At 73.9% G+C, this 23,784-nt stretch carries 15 protein-coding genes; 9 read left to right on the top strand and 6 right to left on the bottom strand.

What is annotated here, in order from left to right:
• Positions 1 to 3 precede the first annotated feature (3 nt).
• Positions 4 to 1,290: an AI-2E family transporter gene (locus VGI02_RS20240; RefSeq protein ID WP_331630180.1), complete on the bottom strand. Its 1,287-nt coding sequence runs from the start codon at positions 1,288 to 1,290 to the stop codon at positions 4 to 6.
• 155 nt (positions 1,291 to 1,445) lie between these two features.
• On the opposite strand from VGI02_RS20240, the gene pyk reads away from it, so the two are divergent.
• The 5 genes from pyk (at position 1,446) to acs (ending at position 8,082) form a co-directional block, all read left to right on the top strand.
• Complete coding sequence (pyk, locus tag VGI02_RS20235; RefSeq protein ID WP_331630178.1) at positions 1,446 to 2,864, top strand: pyruvate kinase; 1,419 nt, start codon at positions 1,446 to 1,448, stop codon at positions 2,862 to 2,864.
• 17 nt (positions 2,865 to 2,881) lie between these two features.
• Positions 2,882 to 4,060 carry a MalY/PatB family protein gene (locus VGI02_RS20230; protein WP_331630176.1) on the top strand — a complete coding sequence of 393 codons (1,179 nt, stop codon included), beginning with the start codon at positions 2,882 to 2,884 and terminating at the stop codon, positions 4,058 to 4,060.
• A 10-nt stretch (positions 4,061 to 4,070) separates the two neighbouring features.
• Entirely contained in the window at positions 4,071 to 4,283 is a 213-nt protein-coding gene (locus VGI02_RS20225; protein ID WP_331630174.1) for a hypothetical protein, read from the top strand.
• Between the two features lie 147 nt (positions 4,284 to 4,430).
• On the top strand, positions 4,431 to 6,068 hold the full coding sequence (locus tag VGI02_RS20220) for a hypothetical protein (RefSeq protein ID WP_331630173.1): 1,638 nt from the start codon (positions 4,431 to 4,433) through the stop codon (positions 6,066 to 6,068).
• An 88-nt stretch (positions 6,069 to 6,156) separates the two neighbouring features.
• Positions 6,157 to 8,082, top strand: coding sequence for an acetate--CoA ligase (gene acs, locus VGI02_RS20215; RefSeq protein WP_331630172.1), 1,926 nt, complete (start codon positions 6,157 to 6,159; stop codon positions 8,080 to 8,082).
• Here the strand turns inward: acs and VGI02_RS20210 are convergent.
• Genes VGI02_RS20210 through treZ form a run of 3 tightly spaced genes read right to left on the bottom strand, consistent with a single transcriptional unit; the run spans position 8,079 to position 11,846 of the window.
• Entirely contained in the window at positions 8,079 to 9,230 is a 1,152-nt protein-coding gene (locus VGI02_RS20210) for an acyltransferase (RefSeq protein WP_331630170.1), read from the bottom strand. The genes acs and VGI02_RS20210 overlap by 4 nt on opposite strands.
• 46 nt (positions 9,231 to 9,276) lie before the next feature.
• Entirely contained in the window at positions 9,277 to 10,074 is a 798-nt protein-coding gene (locus tag VGI02_RS20205; protein ID WP_331630168.1) for an SGNH/GDSL hydrolase family protein, read from the bottom strand.
• An 8-nt stretch (positions 10,075 to 10,082) separates the two neighbouring features.
• On the bottom strand, positions 10,083 to 11,846 hold the full coding sequence (treZ, locus tag VGI02_RS20200) for a malto-oligosyltrehalose trehalohydrolase (protein WP_331630166.1): 1,764 nt from the start codon (positions 11,844 to 11,846) through the stop codon (positions 10,083 to 10,085).
• A 135-nt stretch (positions 11,847 to 11,981) separates the two neighbouring features.
• Between treZ and VGI02_RS20195 the strand changes: the two genes are divergently transcribed.
• The 4 genes from VGI02_RS20195 to VGI02_RS20180 all read left to right on the top strand — a co-directional run bounded on the left by VGI02_RS20195 (position 11,982) and on the right by VGI02_RS20180 (position 19,171).
• A complete protein-coding gene (locus VGI02_RS20195; RefSeq protein WP_331630164.1) occupies positions 11,982 to 16,931 on the top strand; it encodes a SpoIIE family protein phosphatase in 4,950 nt (1,649 codons plus the stop codon).
• A gap of 43 nt (positions 16,932 to 16,974) precedes the next feature.
• Positions 16,975 to 18,015: an aldo/keto reductase gene (locus tag VGI02_RS20190; RefSeq protein WP_331630162.1), complete on the top strand. Its 1,041-nt coding sequence runs from the start codon at positions 16,975 to 16,977 to the stop codon at positions 18,013 to 18,015.
• An 81-nt stretch (positions 18,016 to 18,096) separates the two neighbouring features.
• Complete coding sequence (locus tag VGI02_RS20185; protein ID WP_331630160.1) at positions 18,097 to 18,351, top strand: hypothetical protein; 255 nt, start codon at positions 18,097 to 18,099, stop codon at positions 18,349 to 18,351.
• Between the two features lie 4 nt (positions 18,352 to 18,355).
• Entirely contained in the window at positions 18,356 to 19,171 is an 816-nt protein-coding gene (locus VGI02_RS20180) for a ferric reductase-like transmembrane domain-containing protein (protein WP_331630158.1), read from the top strand.
• 6 nt (positions 19,172 to 19,177) lie between these two features.
• Here VGI02_RS20180 and treY read toward each other — a convergent pair whose 3' ends face one another.
• The gene (treY, locus tag VGI02_RS20175; RefSeq protein WP_331630156.1) at positions 19,178 to 21,562 is read right to left on the bottom strand and encodes a malto-oligosyltrehalose synthase; all 2,385 of its coding nucleotides are present in this window, start codon (positions 21,560 to 21,562) and stop codon (positions 19,178 to 19,180) included.
• Positions 21,559 to 23,781: a glycogen debranching protein GlgX gene (gene glgX, locus VGI02_RS20170; RefSeq protein ID WP_331630154.1), complete on the bottom strand. Its 2,223-nt coding sequence runs from the start codon at positions 23,779 to 23,781 to the stop codon at positions 21,559 to 21,561. The genes treY and glgX overlap by 4 nt, the downstream gene beginning before the upstream one ends.
• Between the last annotated feature and the right edge of the window lie 3 nt (positions 23,782 to 23,784).

Below are 23,784 nucleotides of genomic sequence, written 5' to 3'. Positions count from 1 at the left end.
CGGTCAGTCGTCCGCCGGCGCCATCGGGAGGGGCGGGTCGGCGAACTCGGGCCGGGCCGAGCGCGGGTCGAGCGGGTTGACCGACGCCGGGTCGACGCCGGCGTCGGCGCGCCGGGTGAGCGAGCGGACGCCGGTGTCGATCACCGTCACCAACGGGACGGCGAGCAGCGCGCCCGGGATTCCGGCGACGACGAGTCCGCAGGCGATGGGCAGGACGACCGCCAGCGGATGCAGCTTGATCGACTTGCCGAGGAAGAGCGGCTGCAGGACGTAGCCCTCGAGGTTCTGCACCGCGAGCAGCAACGCGATGACGAGCAACATGTCGGTGACCCCGCCGCTGACCAGGGCGACCAGGGCGGCGACGGCTCCCGAGACCACCGCGCCGACCGTCGGGACGAACGCCCCGAAGAAGATCAGCGCCGCGAGGGGCACGGCCAGCGGCACCCCGATCGCCCACAGCCCGAGACCGGCCGTCACCGCGTCGATGAACGCGACGACGACGATCGCGCGGGTGTAGCCGACCAGCGAGGCGAAGGCGCGGCGCCCGGCGAGGTCGGCGCGGGGGCGCGCGCGGCGCGGGACGGCCTGGAGCAGGAACCGCCAGATCATCCCGCCGTCGTGGACGAGGAAGATCACGGTGAACAGCGCGAGCAGGCCCTCGGTGAACAGTTCGCCGACGGTGCTCACGGCGCCGAGCGCGCTGGTCGCGATCGTGGCCTGGCTCTGCTGGACGCTCGTGAGGACCTGGTCGCCGATCGCGGTGAACTGCTGGTTGTTCAGCCCGACCGGTCCGGTGCGCACCCAGTTCTGGATCTCGGAGAGGCTGTTCGTCAGCTGGCTGGTGAGCTCCGGGAGACCGGAGATGAACGCGAACACCACCCCGGTGAAGACCCCGCCGACCACCGCCAGGCCCCCGATGACCACGATCGCCGTCGCGAGCGTGTGCGGCATCCACCGCACCCGGTTGCTCATCAGGTGCGCCTCGGGGGCCAGCAGGGAGGCGGCGATGAGCGCCAGCACCACCGGGATGAGGACCACCGAGAACGTGCCCGCGAGGTAGATGACGACGGACGCGGCGGCGGCGATCAGCAGCAGCCGCCAGGCGAGCCCCGCGGCGACGTCGAGTCCGTGCGGGACCGTCCAGGGGCCGGGGAGGTCGGCGTCGCGCTGCGGGGACCGGTCGGGGAGCGTGGACGCGTCCTCGGGGCGTGGGGAGGCGTCGTCGGGGCGCGGGGAGGCGTCGTCGGGGCGCGCGGGGGTGGCATCCGTGTCGTCGTGCCGGGCCGCCACGGCGGTCACCGTAGTCGGGCCCTCCGACCCACCGGTCGGGCCGGGCCGGGCACCCGCCGTCGGGCCGGAAAGGCCGGGTGCGGGCACGGACCAGGAGAACGCCGAGGTGTGTCCCGACCCTTCTGGATCGGTGCAGTCCGCCGTACGATGGGGTCGTGAGCCGTCGCGCCAAGATCGTCTGCACCCTGGGCCCGTCGACGTCGTCCCCGGAGCGGATCCATGCCCTCGTCCGGGCCGGGATGGACATCGCCCGGCTCAACTTCTCGCACGGGGAGCACGCGCAGCACCAGCTCGTCTACGAGCGCGTGCGCGCGGCCGCGGACGCCGAGGGGCGGGCCGTCGGCATCCTCGCCGACCTGCAGGGCCCGAAGATCCGGCTCGGGACGTTCGCGGGCGGGCCGCAGATGTGGGCGACGGGGGAGATCGTCCGCATCACCACCGACGACGTCGAGGGCACCCACGACCGCGTCTCGACGACCTACTCCGGCCTCGCCGACGACGTCCGGCCGGGGGAGTCGCTGCTCATCGACGACGGCAACGTCGCGGTCGAGGTCACCGACATCGAGGGCCGCGACGTGGTGTGCCGCGTGGTCGAGGGCGGACGCGTCTCCGACCACAAGGGAATCTCGCTGCCCGGCACCATCGTCTCGGTGCCCGCGATGAGCGAGAAGGACGAGGCGGACCTGCGCTTCGCGCTCGGCCTGCGCGTCGACATGATCGCGCTCTCGTTCGTCCGGTCGCCCGCCGACGCCGAGCTCGTGCACAAGATCATGAATGAGTACGACGCCCACCTGCCGGTGATCGCCAAGATCGAGAAGCCCGAGGCGGTCGACGCGCTCGAGGCGATCGTGCTCGCCTTCGACGCGATCATGGTGGCGCGTGGCGACCTCGGCGTGGAGCTGGCGCTCGAGGACGTCCCGCTGGTGCAGAAGCGCGCGGTGCAGATCGCGCGCGAGAACGCCAAGCCGGTGATCGTCGCGACCCAGATGCTCGAGTCGATGATCCACAACTTCCGGCCGACGCGGGCCGAGGCGAGCGACGTCGCGAACGCCGTGCTCGACGGCGCGGACGCGGTGATGCTCTCCGGGGAGACCTCGGTCGGCGACTATCCGATCGAGACGGTGCAGACGATGTCGCGCATCGTCGAGGCCGTCGAGAGCGGCACGGCGGCGGTGCCCGCGATCCAGCACGTGCCGCGCACCCAGCGGGGCGTGGTGACCACGGCCGCCCGCGACATCGGTGAGCGGCTCAACGCCCGCGCGCTGGTGGCGTTCACCCGCTCCGGGGACACCGTGCGGCGGCTGGCGCGGCTGCACACCCGGCTGCCGGTGCTCGCGTTCACACCACTGCCCGAGATCCGGTCCCAGCTCTCGCTGTCGTGGGGAGTGGAGACGTTCCTCGTCCCGTGGGCGGAGACGACCGACGCGATGATCCAGCAGGTCGACGAGTCGATCCTCGCGATCGGGCGATTCGCGCCGGGCGAGCTGGTCGTCATCGTCTCCGGCTCGCCGCCCGGCACCGCAGGCAAGACGAACCTGCTCCGTGTGCACAAGCTGGGCGAGGACAGCCGCTAGTCGGCGATCATGGGGGCATGGCGCATCCCTTCGACTCGCTGACCGCCGACGCCATGCGCGCGGGCGGCAGCTGGAAGTGGTCCACGCCCGGGACCGACGCACGCGGCCGCGGGCTGATCGGGGCGTTCGTCGCGGAGATGGACTTCCCACCGGCACCCCCGGTCGCCGAGGCGGTGCGCGCGTGCGCCGACGGCAATCGGTTCGGCTACCTCTCCGACGGGTGGGTGGCCGACATGGCCGCCGCGTGCGCCTCGTTCTGGGCCGACCGGTTCGGGTGGGTGATCGACCCGGCCCGGGTCCGGCCGCTGCCCGACGTGCTCACCGCGCTGACGTCCGTCGTCGAGCACTTCACCCCGCCCGGGACGGCGGTCCTGCTCCCGACCCCGGCGTACATGCCTTTCCTCACCGTCCCCGGGATGCTCGGGCGCGAGCTGGTGCGGGTGCCGATGGGGCACGACGACGGCGGCTGGTCGCTCGACGTGGACGCGCTGGACGCGGCGTTCGCCAGGTCGGGCGCGAAGCTGCTGGTGCTGACGAACCCGCACAACCCCACGGGCCGGGTGCTCACCGAGGTCGAGCTGGCCGCGGTGACCGCGGTCGTGGAGCGGCACGGCGCGCGGGTGTTCGCCGACGAGATCCACGCGCCGCTGACCTTCGACGGCCGCGTCCACCGGCCCTACGCGGCGTCGTCGGAGCTCGCGGCGGCGCACGCCGTGACCGCGACCTCGGCGTCGAAGGCCTGGAACCTGCCCGGGCTCAAATGCGGGCAACTGATCCTCTCGAACGACGCCGATGCCGCGCGCTGGACCGAGGTCGGTTATCTCGCCGAGCACGGCACCGCGACGCCGGGCGTGCTCGCCTCGACGGCCGCCTACACCGACGGCCGGGACTGGCTCGACGACGTGCTCGCCTACCTCGACGGGAACCGCGCGCTGCTGCGGGAGGCGGATCTGCCCGGGATCGGGGTCACCGTGCCCGAGGGGACCTACCTGGCCTGGCTGGACGCGACCGGTCTGGGGCTCGACGAGCCGCCGTCGGCGTTCTTCTCCCGCGAGGCAGGCGTCGTCATGACCGACGGCGCGGCCTGTGCGGGCCCGGGCGGGATGCGGCTGAACCTCGCGACGGCCCGCCCGGTGCTCGAGGACGCCCTGGAGCGGATGTCGGCGGCGCTGCGTCGAGAGGGCAGGGGTCGCTAGGGTCGGGCGCATGGGCCTGGAGTTCTCCGAGGAGCCCGAGACCGGCCTCGTGGCGGTCACGCTGACGAACGACGACGGCGAGGTCGTCCAGACGCGGGTCGTCGCCGCCGACGAGCTCGCCCGGATCGCGGCGTCGGCGCGGCAGGCCAGCGCACGGGCCGCCGAACGGGGCGAGCCGCTGTTCGTCACGCTCGACGAGCTGATCGACGGCCCGCCCGACTGACGAGCGGCCGGTAACGCTCCGCTGATCGGGAGCGACCTCCACGGCGTCCGGCGGTCGGTAGCGCCGGGAAACGCGGGGGGCGCAGTGCGGGCGAACGGAATACCACCAACGGCGACGGTCGATGCGCCGACCGTTGGCATCCCTGCGATGCGCGAGCCGGCGGAGCCGGTCTCGCCCCGCGAGTCCCGTCCCGCTGTCAGTGCGCGGTGGTGGCTGCTGGTGCACGCGGCGGTCACGGCCGTCGTCGTCGGGGTGCTGTGTGCGCCCCGCCAGTTGGTCCTCATGGACGGCGGACTGCACCTCTCGTCGGCGGCGGCGGTCCGGGGTCTGGCGGCCGGTCGCTGGACCGATCTGCTGACGTGGAAGGTCGTCGTCGCACCCAACCTCCTCGTCGAGGTACTCACGTTCGGCCTGGCGACCTGGCTCGACGGCGACGTCGTCGTGCGGGGCGTGGCGATCCTGCTGGTCCTCGGGTTCTCGGCGGCGGTCCTCGGGCTGGCGCGCGCGGTCGGGGCACCACTGTGGACCGCGACTCTCGCCCTGCCCTTCGCGGCCAACGTCGCGCTGATGGCCGGTCTCCTCGGGTTCGCCGCAGCGACGGTCCTGGCCGTGGTGACGGTCGCCGCGGCCCTGGCCGACCTGCGGCGGCCGAGGGCCGTGATCGCGTCGCTGCTGGTGCTCACCTGGTTCACGCACCTGATCCCGGCGCTGTCCGCGGCCGTTGCCGTGGCCCTCGTCCTCCTCGTTCGCGGCGGCCTGCGGCAGGCCGCGTCCGTCGGCGGGTCGGGCCTGCTCGCCGTCGCCCTCCTCACGGGCGCGTTCGCCCTGACGGGCGGCAGCGACGGCGGCGTCGCGAGCGGTTGGTTCGGCGGTGGGGCCCGGGCGGCGGACCTGACGAAGGCCGTCGCGAGCTGGTCCCGGTGGGAGTACCAGATCATCCGGCCGCTGACGGTCCTGCTGCTCGTGGTGGTCGTGCTCGCGCTCGCGGTGCGGCTACGGCGGTGGAGGACACGCGGGGCGCCGCTGCTGCTCCCGGCCGACGGAGTGCTCGCCGCCGCCGCCGTGCTCGGGGCGCTCGCCGTCGTGACGCCGGAGACGATCGGATCGGTCAGCCTCACTGCCACCCGCCTCGCCGTTCTGCCCCCGGTCCTGCTGACCGCCTGGGTCGGGGCACAGGTCGGTCCGCGCGGGACCTTCGCGGTGCGGGGGGAGCGACGCACCCGGGTCGGCCGGGCCGGGGTGGTGCTGGTGACGGTGACGACGGTGGCCGCGGCACTGGTGACCGTCGGGCTCGGGGCGGCCCGGGTCGGGCCGCTGACCGCCGAGGGGGAGCGCCTGGCGGAGGTCCGGTCGACGGCGGCGTGCGCCCCACGGGGCGGGACGATCGTGCAGCTGAACGCCGACGACGGTCACGAGCGCGCGGTCACGCTGCGCCCGGACACGTCGTTCGTCGGCTACGTCGCCGACGACGCCGGCCTGCTGGACCTCGGCAACGTCTCCGGCACGGCGTCCTACTACGTGTGGGCCTATACGGACCGGGCCCGCGCGGTACCTGCACTGGCCCCGAGCCAGGACGCTCTCGAGACCGCTCCGCCGGAGGTCGACCTCCTCGCGGCCGTGCGCTCGGGCTTCCCTCTCGACAGCGTGCTGGTCGTCGGCACTCCCGATCCGACCGACGCGGGCTGGGCGCCCACGGGGCGGGCCCTGTCCGCCACCTTCCGGCCGGTGGCGACGACCCCGGCCGGCTCGCTCTGGGTGCGGCAGGGCATCACGTCGGGCTGTTGAGGGGACGCGCCGGGCGAGAATGTGACGCTACGGACGTCGGGCGTCAGCGATGCCGCATCGCTGACACGGGGCGGGCACCCTCGGCCCCGTGAGCGACGACCTCTTCGCCCCGCCCGCCGACCTCGCGGCGCACGCCAACGTCACGGCCGCCTACGCCGAGCGGCTGCGCGCCGAGGCGGACGCCGACCTCGACGCGTTCTGGCTCGCCCGGGCCCGCGATCTGGACTGGGAGCGCGAGCCCACGCAGGGCTACGACGGCCGCGAGCACCCGTTCGTCACCTGGTTCGCCGACGGCAGGCTCGACGTCGCGCACAACTGCGTCGACCGCCACGTCGCGAACGGGCTCGCCGACAAGCCGGCGCTGCTCTGGGAGGGCGAGCCCGGCGACGAGCGCCGACTCACCTACGCCGACCTGGCGCAGCAGGTGGCGCAGACGGCCCACGCCCTGACCGCTCTGGGCGTCGGGCAGGGCGACGTCGTCGTCGTGTACCTGCCGGTGCTGGTCGAGACCGTCGTCGTGATGCTCGCCTGTGCCCGCATCGGGGCCCTGCACAGCATGGTCTTCGGCGGGTTCTCGGCCGAGGCACTGCGCTACCGGGTCACCGACGGACGCGCCAGGCTCGTCGTCACCACGGACGGGCAGTACCGCCGCGGCAAGGCCGTCGCGGTGAAGGAGAACGCCGACGTCGCGGTCGAGGGCCTCGACCACGTCGAGCACGTGCTCGTGGTACGCCGCACCGGTCAGGACGTCCCGTGGACCGAGGGCCGCGACGTCTGGTGGCACGAGGTCGTCGGGGCCCAGCCCACCCACCACGAGGCCCGGGCCTTCGACGCCGAGACGCCGCTGTTCCTCATCTACACCTCGGGCACCACCGGGAAGCCCAAGGGCCTCGTCCACACCATGGGCGGCTACCTCACCCAGACCGCCTGGACCGCATGGGCGTGCTTCGACCACCGGCTCGACGACGTCTACTGGTGCCAGGCCGACCTCGCCTGGGTCACCGCGCACACCTACGAGGTCTACGGGCCACTGGCCAACGGCGTGACCCAGGTGCTCTACGAGGGCACCCCGGACACCCCGCACCGGGGGCGCCACTTCGAGATCCTCGCCAAGTACGGGGTCACCGTCTACTACACGGCGCCGACGCTCGTCCGCACCTTCATGACGTGGGGCGAGGAGATCCTCTCCGGGCACGACCTGTCCCGGCTCCGGCTGCTCGGGTCCGTCGGCGAGGCGATCAACCCGGAGGCGTGGCGCTGGCTGCACACCCACGTCGGCGGCGGGCGTTGCCCGATCGTCGACACCTGGTGGCAGTCCGAGACCGGCGCGGCGATGGTGGCGCCGCTCCCCGGCGTGACTCCGCTGAAGCCCGGCTCGGCGACGCATGCCCTGCCCGGGATCAGCGTGACCGTCGTCGACGAATCAGGGCGGACGTGCGAACCCGACGAGGGCGGCCTGCTCGTCGTCGACCGGCCGTGGCCCGCGCAGGCCCGCACCGTGTGGGGCGAACCGGACCGCTACGTGGAGTCCTACTTCGAGAAGTTCCGCGCCCAGCGGTGGTACACGGCGGGCGACGGCGCCCGCGTCGACGCCGACGGGTACGTCTGGCTGCAGGGCCGGGTGGACGACGTCATGAACGTCTCCGGTCACCGCCTGTCGAGCATCGAGCTCGAGTCGGCGCTGATCAGCCACCCCCGGGTCGGCGAGGCGGGCGTCATCGGCTCCCCGGACCCGACGACGGGTCAGGCGATCGTCGCGTTCGTCGTGCTGCGCGGGGAGGACGACGGTCCCGACGACCTCACCGCCGACCTGCGCGCCCACGTGGGCCGCGTCCTCGGGCCGGTCGCGCGCCCGAGCGCGGTGCACGTCGTCTCGGTGCTGCCCAAGACGCGCTCGGGCAAGATCATGCGACGGCTGCTGCTCGACCTCGCCTCCGGCCGCGAGCCCGGGGACACAACGAGTCTGGTCGACCCCGCCGCCCTGGACCAGGCCCGCGCGGCGCTCACCCGCTAGTCCCCGCGACGTAGCCGGGGGCGGCCGGTGAGGGCCGCGCTCGCGGGCACCCGCCGCAGCACGTCCGCCAGCAGGACCGACCCGAGGACGGTGCCCAGGTAGAGCGCGGCCAGGGTCAGCCCGGATCCTACGGCGTCCACCCACCCGCCCGCGATCGAGAGCAGGCCGGCGAGGACGAGCGGGTGCGCCAGGAAGATCCCGAACGACCGGTCCGAGGCGTAGGCCAGGGCGCGGCGGGCGGGACCCCCGGGCCGCCAGCCCGCGGTCACGACCAGGCTGAGCGTGTACAGCCCCAGGACGGCGACGAGGAACCAGGCGATCGTCGTCGGCTGGAACACCGCCGAGGCCACCGACGGCGCCGTCCCGTGCCCGACCGTCACCAGGTACCAGACCTCGGCGGTGGCGATCGCCACGACGACGAGCCCCGCGATCGCCCACCGGAACCGCAGCACGAGGGCCTGCACCTGGTCGAGGTGCAGCGCCGCGAGCGCGCCGACGACGGGGTAGAGCAGGTAGGAGGGCAGCAGGACGTAGCCGTGCGCGATCAGGAACGTCCCGAACCCGTTCGCGGGTGGAGCGGTGAGCAGGACGCACACCGCGATCTGGAGGACCAGCGCGACCCCGAGCACGACGAGGTGCCCGGTCCGGCCCAGGCGGCGCAGTCCGGCCACCAGCGCGGGGAAGACCAGGTAGAGCTGCAGCGTGACGAGCAGGAAGTACAGGTGGTACCAGGCGGTGCCCTCGACGGCGTTCGTCGCCATCGTCAGCAGCTCCCGCGAGACCGTCGGCTCCGGGGTGCCCGGGGCCGACGTCCAGATCGCGAGCAGCGAGTAGAGGACGGTCCACGTGAGGTAGGGCGTGAGCACCAGCGGGATCCGCTTGCGCCAGAACGGCAGCGGGTGCTGCGGCCGGCGCAGCGCCTGGAACATCAGCACGAACCCGGTGAGGGTGAAGAAGGCCTCGCGGGTGAAGTGCAGGAGCAGCTGCCCGCCGCCGGAAGGGACGTCGTCGGGGGTCGTCGCGGCCGAGAGCACGTGCACGCCGATGACGGACGCGAAGGTCAGCAGCCGGAAGAGATCGACCTCGTGCAGGTGGCGGCGGTCGGAGGCGGGGGCGGGCCCGGCCGTCGTCCCCACCGTGGGTCCCATCCCGATCAGGGTGCTCCCCGACCCTGGGAGGGAACTGTGCGGGGTGTCAGGACGGGGTCAGGCGCGCGGGTGGGTGGGCGGGTGCCGCCTCGGCGCACGTCCCCGGCCCCGCGACGCCTGCCCGGGCGAGGCCGCCCAGCACGTGGCCGGCGAGGAGCCGCTGACCGACCGCGGTGGGGTGCAGCCCGTCCCCGACCCGGGGGAACGACCAGCCCTCGGCGAGCGGGTCGAGCACGACGACCCGCGGGTCCGCGCGCCGTGCCGCGTCGACGATGGTGGCGTCGGTGGCGCGGGCCTCGGCGGTCGGGACCCCCACGTGGGCGAAAACCGTGATCAGGGCCAGGGGCGTCCCGGGAACCTCCCGGCCGACGGCCTCGACGGCTGTCGTCACCGCCGCCCGGAGCTTCGGCGCCGGCGCGCCGATGTCGTTGTGACCGGCCTGCAGCACCACCAGCGACGGGTGCAGGCGGGCGAGGTCGGCCCCGCGGAGCAGCCGGGCGACCGGTCCGCGCTCGCCGCGCCCGGGGGTGAGGTAACCGGCGCCGGGGACGGCGCCGACGAGCACCCGCTGCCCGAGGCACCGTCCGACCAGCGCGGGCCACGCCTGCTCCGGGGAGCTGCCGGTCCCGGCCGAGATCGACGCGCCGAGCACGACGATCGGGTGGTCGGTGGGCGGGGGACCGATGGTCGGGGCGAAGGTCGGAGGCCCGGCCACCGGCGCCGACGTCGCGGTCCCGACGACGAGCAGGGTGACGGCGACCGCCGCGGCGACCCCGATCGCCAACGGGACGAGCACCCGGCGGCCGCGCAGCCGGGGCGCGACCCGGCGCAGCACGTCGACCACGACGCCCCTCACCCGACGCGGACGAGGGCGAACGACTCCGGCGCCAGGGTCACCGCACCCTCCGAGACGCCGGCCCCGAGCGGCGCGGCGAGGCATTCGTGGGCGCCGTCCACCACGACCGTGCGCTCCGCGGCGGCGAGGTTGACCACCAGGCGGAGGTTACCCCGGTGCAGGACCAGCGTCCGTGAACTCGGATCGGCGTCGCAGTGCACCCGGTCGAGCCGCGGATCGGCGAGCTCCGGCTCGGTGCGGCGCAGCGCGATGAGCGACCGGTACACCTCCAGCAGCCACGCATGCTGCCCCTCCTCGGGCTCGGACCAGTCGAGCCGGGACCGCTCGAAGGTCCGCACGTCGGTCGGGTCGGGCACCTCGGCCGCCCCCCACCCGTGCTCGGCGAACTCCTGGGCCCGCCCGGTCCGCACCGCCTCCGCGAGCGCGGGGTCGTCGAACCCCACGAAGAACGCCCACGGCGTCGACGCGCCCCACTCCTCACCCATGAACAGCATCGGCGTGAACGGGGAGCAGAGGACCAGCGCGGCGCCGCACGCGAGCAGGCCGGGGGACAGGGACGCGGAGAGCCGGTCGCCCGCGGCGCGGTTGCCGACCTGGTCGTGGTCCTGCAGGTAGGCGAGGAAGCGGTACCCGGGTGTCCGGGCGAGGTCGACCGGCCGCCCGTGCGTGCGGCCGCGGAAGGTCGACCAGGTCCCGGCGTGCACGAAGGCCTCCCGCAGCACCCGCGCGAGGGCGTCGAGCTCTCCGAAGTCGACGTAGTAGCCCTGGGTCTCGCCGGTCAGGTTCGCGTGCAGGGCGTGATGGACGTCGTCGCACCACTGCGCGTCGAGCCCATAACCGCCCGCCGCTCGCGGGCTCACCAGTCGCGGGTCGTTGAGGTCGGACTCGGCGATGAGCGTGCACGGCCGTCCGAGCGTCGCCGCCAGTCCGTCGGCGGTCATCGCCATGTCCTCGAGCAGGTGCGTCGCGCGGGAGTCCCGCAGCGCGTGGACGGCGTCGAGGCGCAGCGCGTCCACGCCGAAGTCGCCGAACCACATCGCGAGGTTCTCGAGGATGTAGGCGCGCACGGTGTCCGACCCGGCGCCGTCGAGGTTGAGCGAGGGCCCCCAGACGTTCGTGCCGAGGAAGTAGGGCCCGAACCGGTCGAGGTAGGCCCCGGACGGGCCGAGGTGGTTGTAGACGGCGTCGAGGACGACCGCGAGACCCCGGTCGTGGCAGGCCGCGACGAAGCGCCGGAACCCGTCCGGGCCGCCATAGTTCTCGGTGACCGCGAACCAGAGCACGCCGTCGTAGCCCCAGCCGCGCGTGCCGTCGAACGCGTTCACCGGGAGCACCTCGACGTGGGTGATGCCCAGCTCCACGAGGTGGTCGAGGCGCTCGACGGCGGAGTCGAAGGTGCCGCCGGGGGTGAACGTCCCCACGTGCAGTTCGTAGATCACCGCGCCCGGCAGCCCCCGGCCGGTCCAGCCGGTGTCGTCGGGTGCGGGCGCCGTCGCCGGATCCCACACCCGCGAGGCCGCGTGCACCCCGTCGGGCTGCCACCGCGAGCGCGGATCGGGCAGCGGGTCGGCGCCGTCGAGGGCGTAGGCGTAGTCGGTGCCGTGACCGGCGCCGTCGACGCGGGCCTCCCACCACCCCTGATCGCCGTGCGCCATCGGGTGCGCCGTCCCGTCGACGACCACCGCCACCGCGCCCGCCGCGGGCGCCCACACCGCGAACGTCCCGTCCGTGCCCAGCCCGCCCGAGCCCGCCACCGTCATGCCCCGGATCATCCCGGCGGCGACCCGCGCCCGCGAACGCGCGACGGCGGGACGTGGCCGGGCGGGGGCGGGACGGGGCCGGGTAGCGTCTGCCTCGCTCGTGGAGCGAGCAGCCGACGGCCGAACGGAAGCTCGATGTCGCAGACGGGAGATCCGCCGCCCCCGGAGGGCGTGGACCCCGTGCTCGCGGGCCGGGACGGTGTCGCCCGGGACATGGCGGCCGTGGACTGGGCGGCGACCCCCCTGGGCCCGCCGTCGGGGTGGCCGGCGGCGCTGCGCGACGTGGTGCGCGTGCTGCTGACCTCGCGCTTCGCCATGTGGATGGCGTGGGGCCCCGAGCTGACGATGTTCTACAACGACGCCTACCGGCAGGTCACCCTGCGGCGGAAGCACCCGTGGGCGCTGGGGCGGCCGTTCGACGAGGTCTGGGCCGAGGTCCGGGAGGCGGTCACCCCTCAGATCCGCGCGGTGCTCGAGGTCGGCGAGTCCACCTGGGACGAGGACCTGCTGCTGTTCCTCGAGCGCGACGGCTGGCCCGAGGAGACTTACCACACGTTCTCCTACAGCCCGCTCCACGACGAGGACGGCAGGGTCCAGGGCCTGCTCTGCGTCGTCGCGGAGACCACCGAGCGGGTCCTGGCCCAGCGCCGCATGGCCTTCCTGCGCGACCTCGCCACGGCCATGAACTCCGCACGGTCGATCGAGGAGGTGGCCGGCGCCGCCCGCGACGTGCTCGGCGGCAACGGCAGGGACCTGCCCTTCGGTCTGGTGTACCTGCTCGACTCCGCCACGGGTCCGCCGACCGCGCGCCTCGCCGCGGCGGTCGGGGTGCGCCCGGACCGGCCCGCCGCACCCCCGACCGTCGAGCTCGGCGTGACCGCAGCCGCCTGGCCCTCGCCGGGGGCCGTCCTCACGACGACCGTGCTGCCTCTCGCGCCGGACGCGGTGCCCGCCGTGCCCGAGGGGTGCGACCGCGTCGCCGTCGTCCCGCTCTCCCCGGCGACGACCTCCGGCCACGACGGCGGGCCGGTCGGGCTGCTGGTGGTGGGTCTGTCGCGCCACCTGGCCTTCGACGAGCACTACCGGGACTTCGTCGACCTCGTCGCGGGTCAGGTCACCGCCGGGGTCATCGACGCGCGGGCGGCCGAGGCCGATCAGCGGCGCGCGGATGGTCTCGCCGAGCTCGACCGGGAGCGTCGGCGGTTCTTCGCCGACGTCAGCCACGAGCTCCGCACCCCGTTGACGCTGGTGGCGGGGCCGGTCGACGACCTGCTCGCCGACGACGACGTCGATCCGGTGCGCTGGCGGGCCGAGCTCGAGGTCGTCGCCCGCAACACCCGCCGGCTGGGGCGCGTCGTCAACGACCTGCTCGAGGTCTCCCGGCTGCAGGCGGGCGGGGTGGACCAGCACGTCGACGTGGTCGAGCTCGGGCGGATGACCGGCGAGGTCGCCGGCATGGTGGCGTCGGCGATGGAGCGGGCCGGCCTGGAGTACACCGTCGACGCCCCGCCGGACGGCGTGCCGGTCGGTATCGACCGTGACGGCTGGGAGCGCATCGTGCTCAACCTCGTCGTCAACGCCCTGAAGTACACCCGCGAGGGCCGGGTCGAGGTGCGCCTGCGCCGGGACGGGGACCGGGCCGTGCTCACGGTGTCCGACACCGGCGTCGGGATCGCGGCGCAGGAGCTGCCCCGCCTGTTCGACCGCTTCCACCGGGTCGACGGCGTCTGGGCCCGCTCGGCGGAGGGCAGCGGCATCGGGCTCGCCCTCGTCCACGAGATCGCGGTCCGCCACGGCGGCGAGGCCACCGTGACGAGCGAGCCCGGCGTGGGCACCACGTTCACGGTCGTCCTGCCGGTGGCGGTGGACGCCCCGGAACCGTCCGCCCCGCCCGCCGAACCCGGGGCGCGGACGCGGGCACTGATGGACGAAGCGTCGCGATGGATCCCCGACGATGTCGCGTACGCCGTCGGGGCGGCACCCGGGCCCGAGGCGCCCCACGACGGCGAGACGGTCGGCCGGGTGCTCGTCGCCGACGACAACGCCGACATGCGCGCCTACGTCACCCGGCTGCTCGCGCCGCGGTGCACCGTCACCCCGGTCGCCGACGGCGAGGCGGCGCTGACGTCGGCCCTGGCCGACCCGCCGGACATGGTCGTCACCGACGTCGTCATGCCGCGCCGCGGCGGGCTCGAACTGCTCGCCGCGCTGCGGGCGGACCCCCGCACCGCGCGGATCCCGGTGCTGCTGCTCTCCGCGCGCGCAGACGAGGAGGCCGCCGTCGAGGGGCTGGCCGCGCAGGCCGACGACTACCTGGTCAAGCCGTTCTCCGGCGCGGAGCTCAAGGCGAGGGTCGCCGCCCACCTGCAGCTCGGCCGCGCCCGCCGCGAGGCGGAGGCCCGCTTCAGCGCGGTGGCCGACCTGGCGCCGGTGATGATCTGGGTGGCCGGGCCGGACGAGTCCCGGCTGTTCCTCAACGCCGGATGGACGCGATTCACCGGGCTCGATCCCGCCGCCGAGCTGGGCCACGGCTGGCTCGACGGCATCCACCCCGAGGACCGCGCGGCCTACCGCGACGCCGCCGAACGGGGGCGTGCGAAGGGCGTCGGATGGGAGGTCGACTACCGCCTGCGGCACGCCGACGGCACCTATCACCGCGTCGTCGAGCAGGCCGTCCCGGTGCCGTCCGCCGCGACCGACGCCCCGGACGGCGGTGGGCCCGCCACCGGCTGGATCGGGAGCTGCGTCGACGTGCACGTCCGGCTGCGGGACGCGGACCGGGCGAAACTGCTCGCCGAGGTCGGCGAGGCGATGGAGGCCTCCGACACCGTCCCGGACCGGTTGGCCGAGCTGGTCCGGGTCCTGCGCGCCGCCCGGCTGGGCGACCACGTGAGCGTCACCGAGCCCGGGCCCGGCGCCGGCCGGGAGGACGGCACCCACCGGATCCGACGTCCCCTGGTGGTCCGGGGGCGGACGGTCGCGGTGCTGGAGCTCGTGCGCGACCCGTCGTCGGAGCCGTGGTCGTCCGACGACCGGACGTTGGCCGACGAGGTCGTCATCCGGACGCTACCCGCGCTCGACAACGCTCTGCTGCGGACCGAGGAGCGCGTCGCGGGCCAGCGTCTCGCCCTCGTGCACCACGCCACGGCCGGCTTCTCGGCGGCGGCGACCCCGTCCGAGGTGGCCGAGGTGGCCGTGACCCACGTGGTGGCGCTACTGGGGCCGGCGCTGCAGTGCGGCGTCTTCGAGTACGACGAGGCCACGCGCCGGTTGTCGGCCCTCGTACGCCGCCCACCGGAGACCGACCCGAGGACCGACGGGGAGGACCGGCGGGTCGACGTGGATTCCATCCTGACCCGGGCCGTCCAGGTCGGGCACGCGGTTTGGGTCCACGAGCCCGAGCCCGGGGAATCGCCCGACGAGCAGGACGCGTCACTCGTGGCGCTGCTGCGGGCGCGGGGGCTGACCAAGGTGGTCTCGCTCCCCCTGATCGCCGCGGGCCGCGTCATCGGGGCGCTGGGCGTGGGCTTCTCCGGCCGCGGGCGCCTCGACGACGGCGAGCGGACGACGCTGCAGGCGCTGACGGAACCCTGCGGAGTGGCCCTCGACCGCGCCCGGCTCTACCGCGCCGAGCACGAGATCGCCCAGACCCTGCAGCGGTCCCTGCTGCCCCAGGCGCTTCCCGAGGTCGAGCGTCTACCGATCGCGGTCCGCTACGTGCCCGGCGCGGTCGGCACGTCGGCGGGCGGTGACTGGTACGACGTGGTCGAGGTCGACGACACCCATGTCGCCGTCGTCGTCGGCGACGTCGTCGGTCAGGGCACCGCCGCGGCCGCGATCATGGGGCAGCTGCGCACGGCGCTGTCCGGCTACCTGCTCGCCGGGCACGGGCCGGGGCCCGCCCTCGACCTGCTCGACGGGCTGGTCGCCCGGGTCCCGGGGGCACGGGCGTCGACGGCGGTGTGCCTGCTCGTGGACACCGTGACCGGCGACGTGCGCTGGTCCCGGGCGGGGCACCTGCCCGCGCTGCTCGCCCCCGCGGACGGGAGGAGGCCGTCCCTGCTCACCGACCGCGCGGGGCACGGTCCGCTGCTCGGCCTCGCCCACACCCATCCGCAGTCGCGCACCGAGGGCACCACCACGATCACGCCCGGGACCTCCCTCGTGCTCTACACGGACGGCCTCGTGGAGCGGCGCCGCGAGTCCCTCGACGAGGGCCTGGACCGGCTGGTCGACGTCGCCGCGGCGTGCGAGGACCGGAGTCCCGAGGCGATGGCGTCCGCGCTGCTCGACGGGCTCGCCCCCGCCGAGGCGATCGACGACGTCGCGGTCGTGGTCGTCCGGCTGGCCCCGGCTCCGATGCAGGTCCGCCTGGCCGCCGACCCGGCCCGGCTCGGACCGCTGCGGCGGAAGGTGGGGGCGTGGGCGGGCGAGGCGGGTGTCGACGAGGACGTCCTCGCGGACCTGCAGCTCGCCGTCGGGGAGGCCGCCACCAACGCCGTCGAGCACGCCTACGGTGCGGTCCCGCCGGAGGGGTCCGAGGTCGTGGTGCGGCTCGCGTTCCGCGCCGACGGCGGCGTGGCGGTCGGGGTGTGCGACCGCGGCGTGTGGCGTCGCGCCGCCCCGGACCCGGGCCACCGGGGGCGCGGCCTGATGCTCATCCGCGCGCTCGCCACGGACGTCGTCGTCGAGGGCGGCTCCACGGGCACGGCGGTCACGTTCACGATCCCCCCGGGGCGGCCCGGTTCCGCGGAGTCGGTGGGGGGACAGCAGGAGGTGTCGGTCGAGCACCCGGTGCACGTGGAGATCGACACCGGTCCGGACGCCCAGGTCGTCCGACTCTCGGGCGACCTCGACCTCGCAGGCGCCGAGGAGGCGCGGCGTCTTCTCGAGAGCCACGCTCCGGGTGGGCGGTGGACGCTCGACGTGACCGGGGTCGGGTACCTCGCGAGCGCCGGGGTCGGCCTGTTGCTCGAGTCGGCCGAGCGCGGCGCCGAGCTGGTGCTGCCCGAGACCGGTCCCGCGGCTCGGGTGCTGGCCCTCAGCGGGATGACGAGCACGCCCCGGGTGTCCGGCCAGGCCTGAGGGTCGCCGTTCCGGGCGCCGGTGCAGTGGGCACCCGCTGTGCATGGAGTACCGCCAGCTCGGCCGGTCGGGACTGAAGGTCTCGACGATGACCATGGGGACGATGACCTTCGGCGGCCAGGGAGGCTTCGCGAACGTCGGCACCACCGACATCGACGAAGCGCGAGGCCTCATCGACGTCTGCCTGGAGCGCGGGGTCAACCTGATCGACACCGCCGACGTCTACTCGCAGGGCGCGTCGGAGCAGATCGTCGGCGAGGCCGTGAAGGGCCGCCGCGACGACGTCCTGCTCGCGACCAAGGTCCGGATGCCGATGGGGAACGGCCCGAACGACGCCGGGCTCTCCCGCGAGCACATCGTGCGCGGGTGCGAGGACTCGTTGCGTCGCCTCGGCGTGGACCACATCGACCTCTACCAGGTGCACGCCTGGGACGGCGTCACGCCGCTCGAGGAAACCCTCGAGGCGCTGGACACCCTCGTCCGCAAGGGCAAGATCCGCTACATCGGCTGCTCCAACTACTCGGCCTGGCACCTGATGAAGGCGCTCGGGGTCTCGGCGCTGACCGAGACGCAGCGGTTCGTCTCCCAACAGATCCACTACACGCTGCAGGCCCGCGAGGCCGAGTACGAGCTGATCCCGGCGACGATCGACCAGGGTCTCGGGGTGCTCGTCTGGTCGCCGCTGGCGGGTGGGCTGCTCTCGGGCAAGTTCCGCCGCGGCCAGGACGCCCCGCAGACCTCGCGCCACCTCACCGAGTGGGACGAGCCGCCGGTGCGCGACCAGGAGAAGCTCTACGACATCGTCGAGACCGCCGTCGGGATCGGCGAGGCCCACGGCGTCTCGGCGGCCCAGGTGTCGCTGGCCTGGTTGCTCGCCAAGCCCGGCGTGTCGTCGCTCGTGGTCGGCGCGCGCAATGAGAACCAGCTGGTCGACAACCTCGCCGCCGCGGATCTGACGCTCTCCGACGACGAGGTCGCGCGGCTCGACGAGGTGTCCGCGCAGCCGCTGCTCTACCCCTACTGGCACCAGCGCAAGACCGCGGCCGACCGGTTGTCGGCCGCGGATCGGACGCTCCTGGGGTAGGTGCGCTGCGCCCCGGCAACGTCACGCCGGCTTCATCCGTCAGACTGGACGACGAGTGGAACCGGTGTGCCGGGAGGTGACGTGGTGGTCGAGGGTTCGGTGGCTGCCCCGTCCGCGCGGGGGGCGAAGAAGCGGGCGGCGCACGAGACCAACAAGCGGCTCATCGTCGAGACGACCGCGTGGATCACCGCCATCGCCGCGGCCCTCACGGTGGGGCTGCAGGCCGCGATCTCCGCGACGGCGTCCGCTCCCGACGTCCCGCGCGTGACCCCGCTCGAGTACCAGTACGTCCGCCCGCAGCAGGGACCGCTGTTCTACCAGCCGTTCACCCGCTGACGCCGTGCTCCAGCTCTGGTTCCTCTCCCGCGCCCTCGGGGCGATGGCCCTGCTGCTGTTCAGCCTCGTCATGGTGCTCGGCATCCTGCACAACACCTCGGTGGTCAAGAACGCCGAGCTCGGGCTGCCCCGCTTCGTCCTCGTGGCGCTGCACCGCAACCTGTCGCTGATCAGCCTCGTCTTCATCGCGCTGCACGTGATCACGGTGATCGTCACCGACTACGTCCACCTCCGGGTGATCGATGTCTTCGTGCCCGGGATCGCGCCGTTCAACCCGATCGCCGCCGCGCTCGGCACCGTCGCCACCGACCTGCTGATCGCGATCACCGTGACGTCGATGCTCCGGCAGCGGATCTCACGACGGGTGTGGATCTGGGTGCACTGGACGTCGTACCTGTGCTGGCCGGTGGCCGTGGTCCACGCGGTGCTCAACGTGATCCCCCGGGGCACCACCTGGTGGACGCTGGTGATCCCGCTGGTCTCGATGATCGCGATCATCGTGGCGCTGGTGTACCGCCTCCGCGACCGGCGTCGCGGCTCGATGCCGGTCGCCGAGCGGGGGAAGGTCACCGAGGAGGCCATCCGCCAGGTGACGGGAGAGCTGCCCATCGCGCGGCCGTCCGCCCGACCGGACGGTCCCGATGCGGCGACCGAGGTCATGGCGCCGGCGCCGGTCGCCGCTCCGGCGGGCCCGGGCCCGGGCGGGCGGCACCGGGCTCCGGGCGAGGATTCCCTCGAGGCAGCCACCGAGGTCATGCCGCCTGCCGGGCGCTCCCAGCGAGGCGTCGTGCCGTTGGAACCCCGGTCCTCGCGCCGCTGACCCGGATCAGGCCGGACGCACGAGCAGCGCCACCGGGTAGCGGGCGAGCAGCTCGGACAACCGCGGCGCCGACCCCTCGACCGGCGTACCCGTGATCATGTCGGTCCAGTCGGAGGCCGCACCGGGCAGCGGGAGCACCGTGTCCCGCCAGCCCCCGTCGGCCTCGAGCCCCACCGGCAGCCGCGTCGCCACGGCCACCATCCGCTCCCGGCCGGCGGGGCCCCCGCGCGCGAACGCCACGGCATGCTCGGCGGCCGGGCCGGACACGGGCACCGGCACGTAGCCCCAGAACAGCTCGGGCCGGAACCGCCGCAGGCGCAGTGCGGCCGCGGTGACGAGCAGCTTCGTCGCGCGGACGTCGTCGGACCCGGGATCGTCGGTCGCCGCGACCGGACCGGGAAGCCAGCCCCCGTCGACCCGGGCCAGCAGGTCGCGACGGCGGGCGAAGTCGACGGGACGACGGTTGTCCGGGTCGACCAGCGAGTACTCGAAGAGCTCGGTGCCCTGGTAGACGTCCGGGATCCCGGGCCCGGCGAGCTGCAACAGCTTCTGACCCAGGGCGTTGGAGCGGCCGAAGCGGTCGATCAGCCGGACGAACGCCTCGACGTCCGCCACCGTCTCCGCGGAGCCGAGCACCGCCGCCGGCCACGCGGCGATCGCCTCGTCGACCTCCGTGACGGGGTCGACGTGCGAGGTGACGAGCTTGGCCTCCTTGGCCGCCTTCGTGAGGTAGTCGCCGAGCCGCTCCGCCGAGAGCGGCCACGCGCCCACCACGGACTGCCAGGCCAGCAGCTCCAGCGACGGCGACGGCAGCGGATGGCGGGCGGAGAGCTTGCGCAGGAAGGCGCCCCACTCCGCGGTGAGCTCCGAGAGCACCGCGAGACGGGCCCGCACGTCCTCGGAGCGCTTGGTGTCGTGCGTGGACAGCGTGGTCATCGCTCCGGGCGACGACGCGTCGCGCCGGGCGCACGCGGCGTGGAACTCCGCGGGCGTCACCCCGAAGCGGTCCGGTGCCCCGCCGACCTCGTTGAGCGCGACGAACCGGTTCCAGCGGTAGAACGTGGTGTCCTCGACGCCCTTGGCGGTGACCATGCCGCTGGTCTGCTCGACCCGGAGCGCGAGCTCGCCGTCCGGCTCGGCCAGCATCGCCGCCCGGATCCGCCGCACCGCGTCCGCGAGGTCGGGCCGTGCCGCGCACGCGGTGTCGACCGCCCGCTCGAGGTCGGACCGGCCCTCGGGCAGATAGGAGCGGTACACCGGGTAGGCGCCCAGCAGTTCGGAGACGGCATCGATGGTCGAGCTCTCCTGCGCCGGATCCCCACCGGGGACGAGGGCCGCGATCCGCCGCACCTCGGCCACCAGGATCTCGTCGGTGACCAGCCGCTTCGCGGTGTGCTCGGCCACCGAGAGCCGTTCGCGGACCCCGGTGTGCTCGGCCGCCACCTGCTCGATGAGCGACTCCCCGCGCCGATCCACGAAGAGCCCGCACACCTCGCGCAGGGCGTCGTAGCCGGTGGTGCCGTCCGCGGGCCAGGACGCGGGCAGGGCCTCCGCCGTCCCGTCGTCGCGCTGCGAGAAGATCTTCTCGACGAGCAGCCACGCCTCCTCGCCCAGGCCGGCCTCGGCCAGCCGGGCGCGCAGCCGCCGCAGATAGGCACCGGGTGCGGTCAGCCCGTCCGGGTGGTCGATGCGCAGCCCGCTGATCACGTCGGGGTCGGCCGCGACCCAGCGGAGCACCTCGGCGTGGGTGGCGTCGAAGACCTCGGGATCGTCGACCCGCACGGCGGCGAGGTCGGACACGTCGAAGAACCGCCGGTAGGTGAGCTCGGCGTTGCCGCGCCGCCATCCGACGAGGCGGTAGTGCTGCCGCTCGTGCACCTCGGCGGCCGATCCGGTCGCGGCGGTCCCGGGCGCCACCGGGAAGCGGTGCTCGTAGTAGCGCAGCTCGCTGCGGTCGTCGGACAGCGACAGCTCGGAGACGTCCTCGGGCGAGCCGAGCACCGGGATCAGGACGGGCACCGAGAGGTCGACGTCGTACCAGGACGCGTACGGCGATCCGCGCCCGTCCCGCAGCAGCGACCACCACGACGGGTTGGCCGCGGGCACGGCGACGCCCATGTGGTTGGGAACCAGGTCGAGCAGGGCGCGCATCCCGGCCTCGCGCAGCGCCGCGACGAGCGCGGCCCGCGCGGGCTCCCCGCCGAGCTCGTCGTTGACGTGCGTCGGGTCGACGACGTCGTACCCGTGCGTCGACCCCGGCGCCGGCTGGAGCAGCGGCGAGCAGTAGAGCGCGCCGACCCCGAGGTCGGACAGGTACGGCACCAGCTCCGCGGCCGCCCCGAGGTCCTGGGCGGGGGAGAGCTGCAGCCGGTAGGTGGAGGCGGGGATCACGACGCCGCGTCCGTGCGCTGCAGGAGGCGCATCGAACGGGCCGTGACGGACAGCGTGTCGCCTCCGCCGACGGTCTCGAGGCTCTCCGGGAGCTCGTCCACCGTGGTGACGGCGGAGGTCCGGGCGGTCCCGACGACGACGGTGCCGGTGACCGTGTCGATCACCGTCCCCCAGCGGTCGGGCAGGCCTGCGCCGGGCAGCGTCACCTGGACGTCCTCGTAGTGGGCGTTGAAGATCAGGAGGAACGAGTCGTCCACCACCCGCTGGCCGCGCTGGTCGGACTCGGCGATGCCCTCGCCGTTGAGGAAGACGGTCACGACCGAGGCCGCACTGCCCTCCCAGTCCTCGTCGCCCATCTCCTCACCGGAGGACGTGAACCAGGCGATGTCGCGCTGGTAGTCGTCGTCGGCGCCGAGCTGGGCCGGGGCCGCAGGCCGGATCGTGCGGCCGTTGAAGAAGCGGCGTCGGCGGAAGACGGGATGGGCCGCGCGCAGCGCCGCCACCGCGCAGGTGTAGCTCATCAGCTCCGAGTCGGCCTTCTCCGGGGTCCACTCCATCCAGGAGATCTCGGAGTCCTGGCAGTACCCGTTGTTGTTGCCGCCCTGGGTGCGGCCCAGCTCGTCGCCGTGCAACAGCATCGGCACGCCCTGGGAGAGGAACAGCGTCGCGAGGAAGTTCCGGCGCTGCCGCAGGCGCAGGGCCGCCACGGCCTCGTCGTCGGTGGGGCCCTCGACGCCGCAGTTCCAGGAGTTGTTGTCGTCGGCGCCGTCCTGGCCGCCCTCGCCGTTGGCCTCGTTGTGCTTCTCGTTGTACGAGACGAGGTCGGCGAGGGTGAACCCGTCGTGCGCGGTGACGAAGTTGATCGATGCGTACGGCCGGCGCCCGTCGTCCTGGTAGAGGTCGCTCGATCCGGTGAGGCGCGAGCCGAACTCGCCCAGCGTCCCGGGGGTGCCGCGCCAGAAGTCGCGGACGGTGTCGCGGTACTTGCCGTTCCACTCGGTCCACCCGGGTGGGAAGTTCCCGACCTGGTACCCGCCGGGGCCGACGTCCCACGGCTCCGCGATGAGCTTGACCTGCGAGATCACCGGGTCCTGCTGGACGAGGTCGAAGAAGGTGGACAGCCGGTCGACGTCGTAGAACTCCCGCGCCAGCGTGGAGGCGAGGTCGAAGCGGAAGCCGTCGACGTGCATCTCGGTGACCCAGTACCGCAGCGAGTCCATGATCAGCTGCAGCGTGTGGGGCTGCCGGACGTTGAGCGAGTTCCCGGTGCCGGTGTAGTCCATGTAGTACCGCTGGTCATCCTCGACGAGGCGGTAGTAGGCCTGGTTGTCGATGCCGCGCATGGACAGCGTGGGGCCCTGGTGATTGCCCTCGGCCGTGTGGTTGTAGACGACGTCGAGGATCACCTCGATGCCCGCGGCGTGCAGGTCCCGCACCATCGCCTTGAACTCCTGCACCTGCGCGCCTGGCGCCGGGGCGCCGGTCGGGCCGGGGCTCGCGTATCCGAAGTGCGGGGAGAGGAACGCGATCGTGTTGTAGCCCCAGTAGTTGCGCAGACCGCGCTCGATCAGGGCGTCGTCGTGCACGAACTGGTGCACCGGCATGAGCTCGATCGCGGTGACCCCGAGCCGCTGCAGGTGCGAGACCGTCGCCGGGTGCGCCACCGCCGAGTAGGTGCCGCGCATCTCCTCGGGGATGTCGGGGTGGCGATAGGTCAGGCCCTTGACGTGGGCCTCGTAGATCACGGTCTCGTGGTACGGCGTGCGGGGCGGGCGGTCGTCGTGCCAGTCGAAGTACGGGTTCACGACGACGGCCTTGGGCAGGTGCTGCGCCGAGTCGTCGTGGTTGACCTCGTCGGCGTCGGCGAAGTGGTAGCCGAACAGCGCCTCGTCCCACGCGTAGCCGGTGCCCAGCGAGCCGTCGACCGCCTTGGCGTAGGGGTCGATGAGCAGCTTGTGCGGGTTGCAGCGCAGGCCCTGCTCGGGCTCGAGGGGGCCGTCGACCCGGTAGCCGTAGCGCTGACCGGGCACCACGCCGGGCAGGTAGCCGTGCCAGACGAAGCCGTCGCGCTCGGGGAGGGCGACAGGGTGCTCGCTACCGTCCGCGTCGAAGAGGCAGAGCGTGACCGCGGACGCCACCTCGCTGAACAGGGCAAAGTTCGTCCCGGCGCCGTCGTACGTGGCGCCGAGGGGGTAGGACGTGCCCGGCCAGGGCTGCATCGA

The sequence above is a fragment of the Actinomycetospora sp. genome (genome assembly GCF_036497245.1).
Classification (GTDB): Bacteria; Actinomycetota; Actinomycetes; order Mycobacteriales; family Pseudonocardiaceae; genus Actinomycetospora.
The sequence above is the reverse complement of the archived record's forward strand: the minus strand, read 5'-3'. Positions and strand labels throughout refer to the sequence as shown.

Bases quoted from the DNA above. Each gene is read 5' to 3' on its own strand.
- VGI02_RS20230 (WP_331630176.1), top strand. From the start codon at position 2,882: ATGGCGCATCCCTTCGACTCGCTGACCGCCGACGCCATGCGCGCGGGC.
- treZ (WP_331630166.1), bottom strand. From the start codon at position 11,846: ATGACGGTGGCGGGCTCGGGCGGGCTGGGCACGGACGGGACGTTCGCG.
- VGI02_RS20220 (WP_331630173.1), top strand. From the start codon at position 4,431: ATGCGCGAGCCGGCGGAGCCGGTCTCGCCCCGCGAGTCCCGTCCCGCT.
- VGI02_RS20195 (WP_331630164.1), top strand. From the start codon at position 11,982: ATGTCGCAGACGGGAGATCCGCCGCCCCCGGAGGGCGTGGACCCCGTG.
- glgX (WP_331630154.1), bottom strand. From the start codon at position 23,781: ATGCAGCCCTGGCCGGGCACGTCCTACCCCCTCGGCGCCACGTACGAC.
- VGI02_RS20210 (WP_331630170.1), bottom strand. From the start codon at position 9,230: ATGGGACCCACGGTGGGGACGACGGCCGGGCCCGCCCCCGCCTCCGAC.
- VGI02_RS20190 (WP_331630162.1), top strand. From the start codon at position 16,975: ATGGAGTACCGCCAGCTCGGCCGGTCGGGACTGAAGGTCTCGACGATG.
- VGI02_RS20225 (WP_331630174.1), top strand. From the start codon at position 4,071: ATGGGCCTGGAGTTCTCCGAGGAGCCCGAGACCGGCCTCGTGGCGGTC.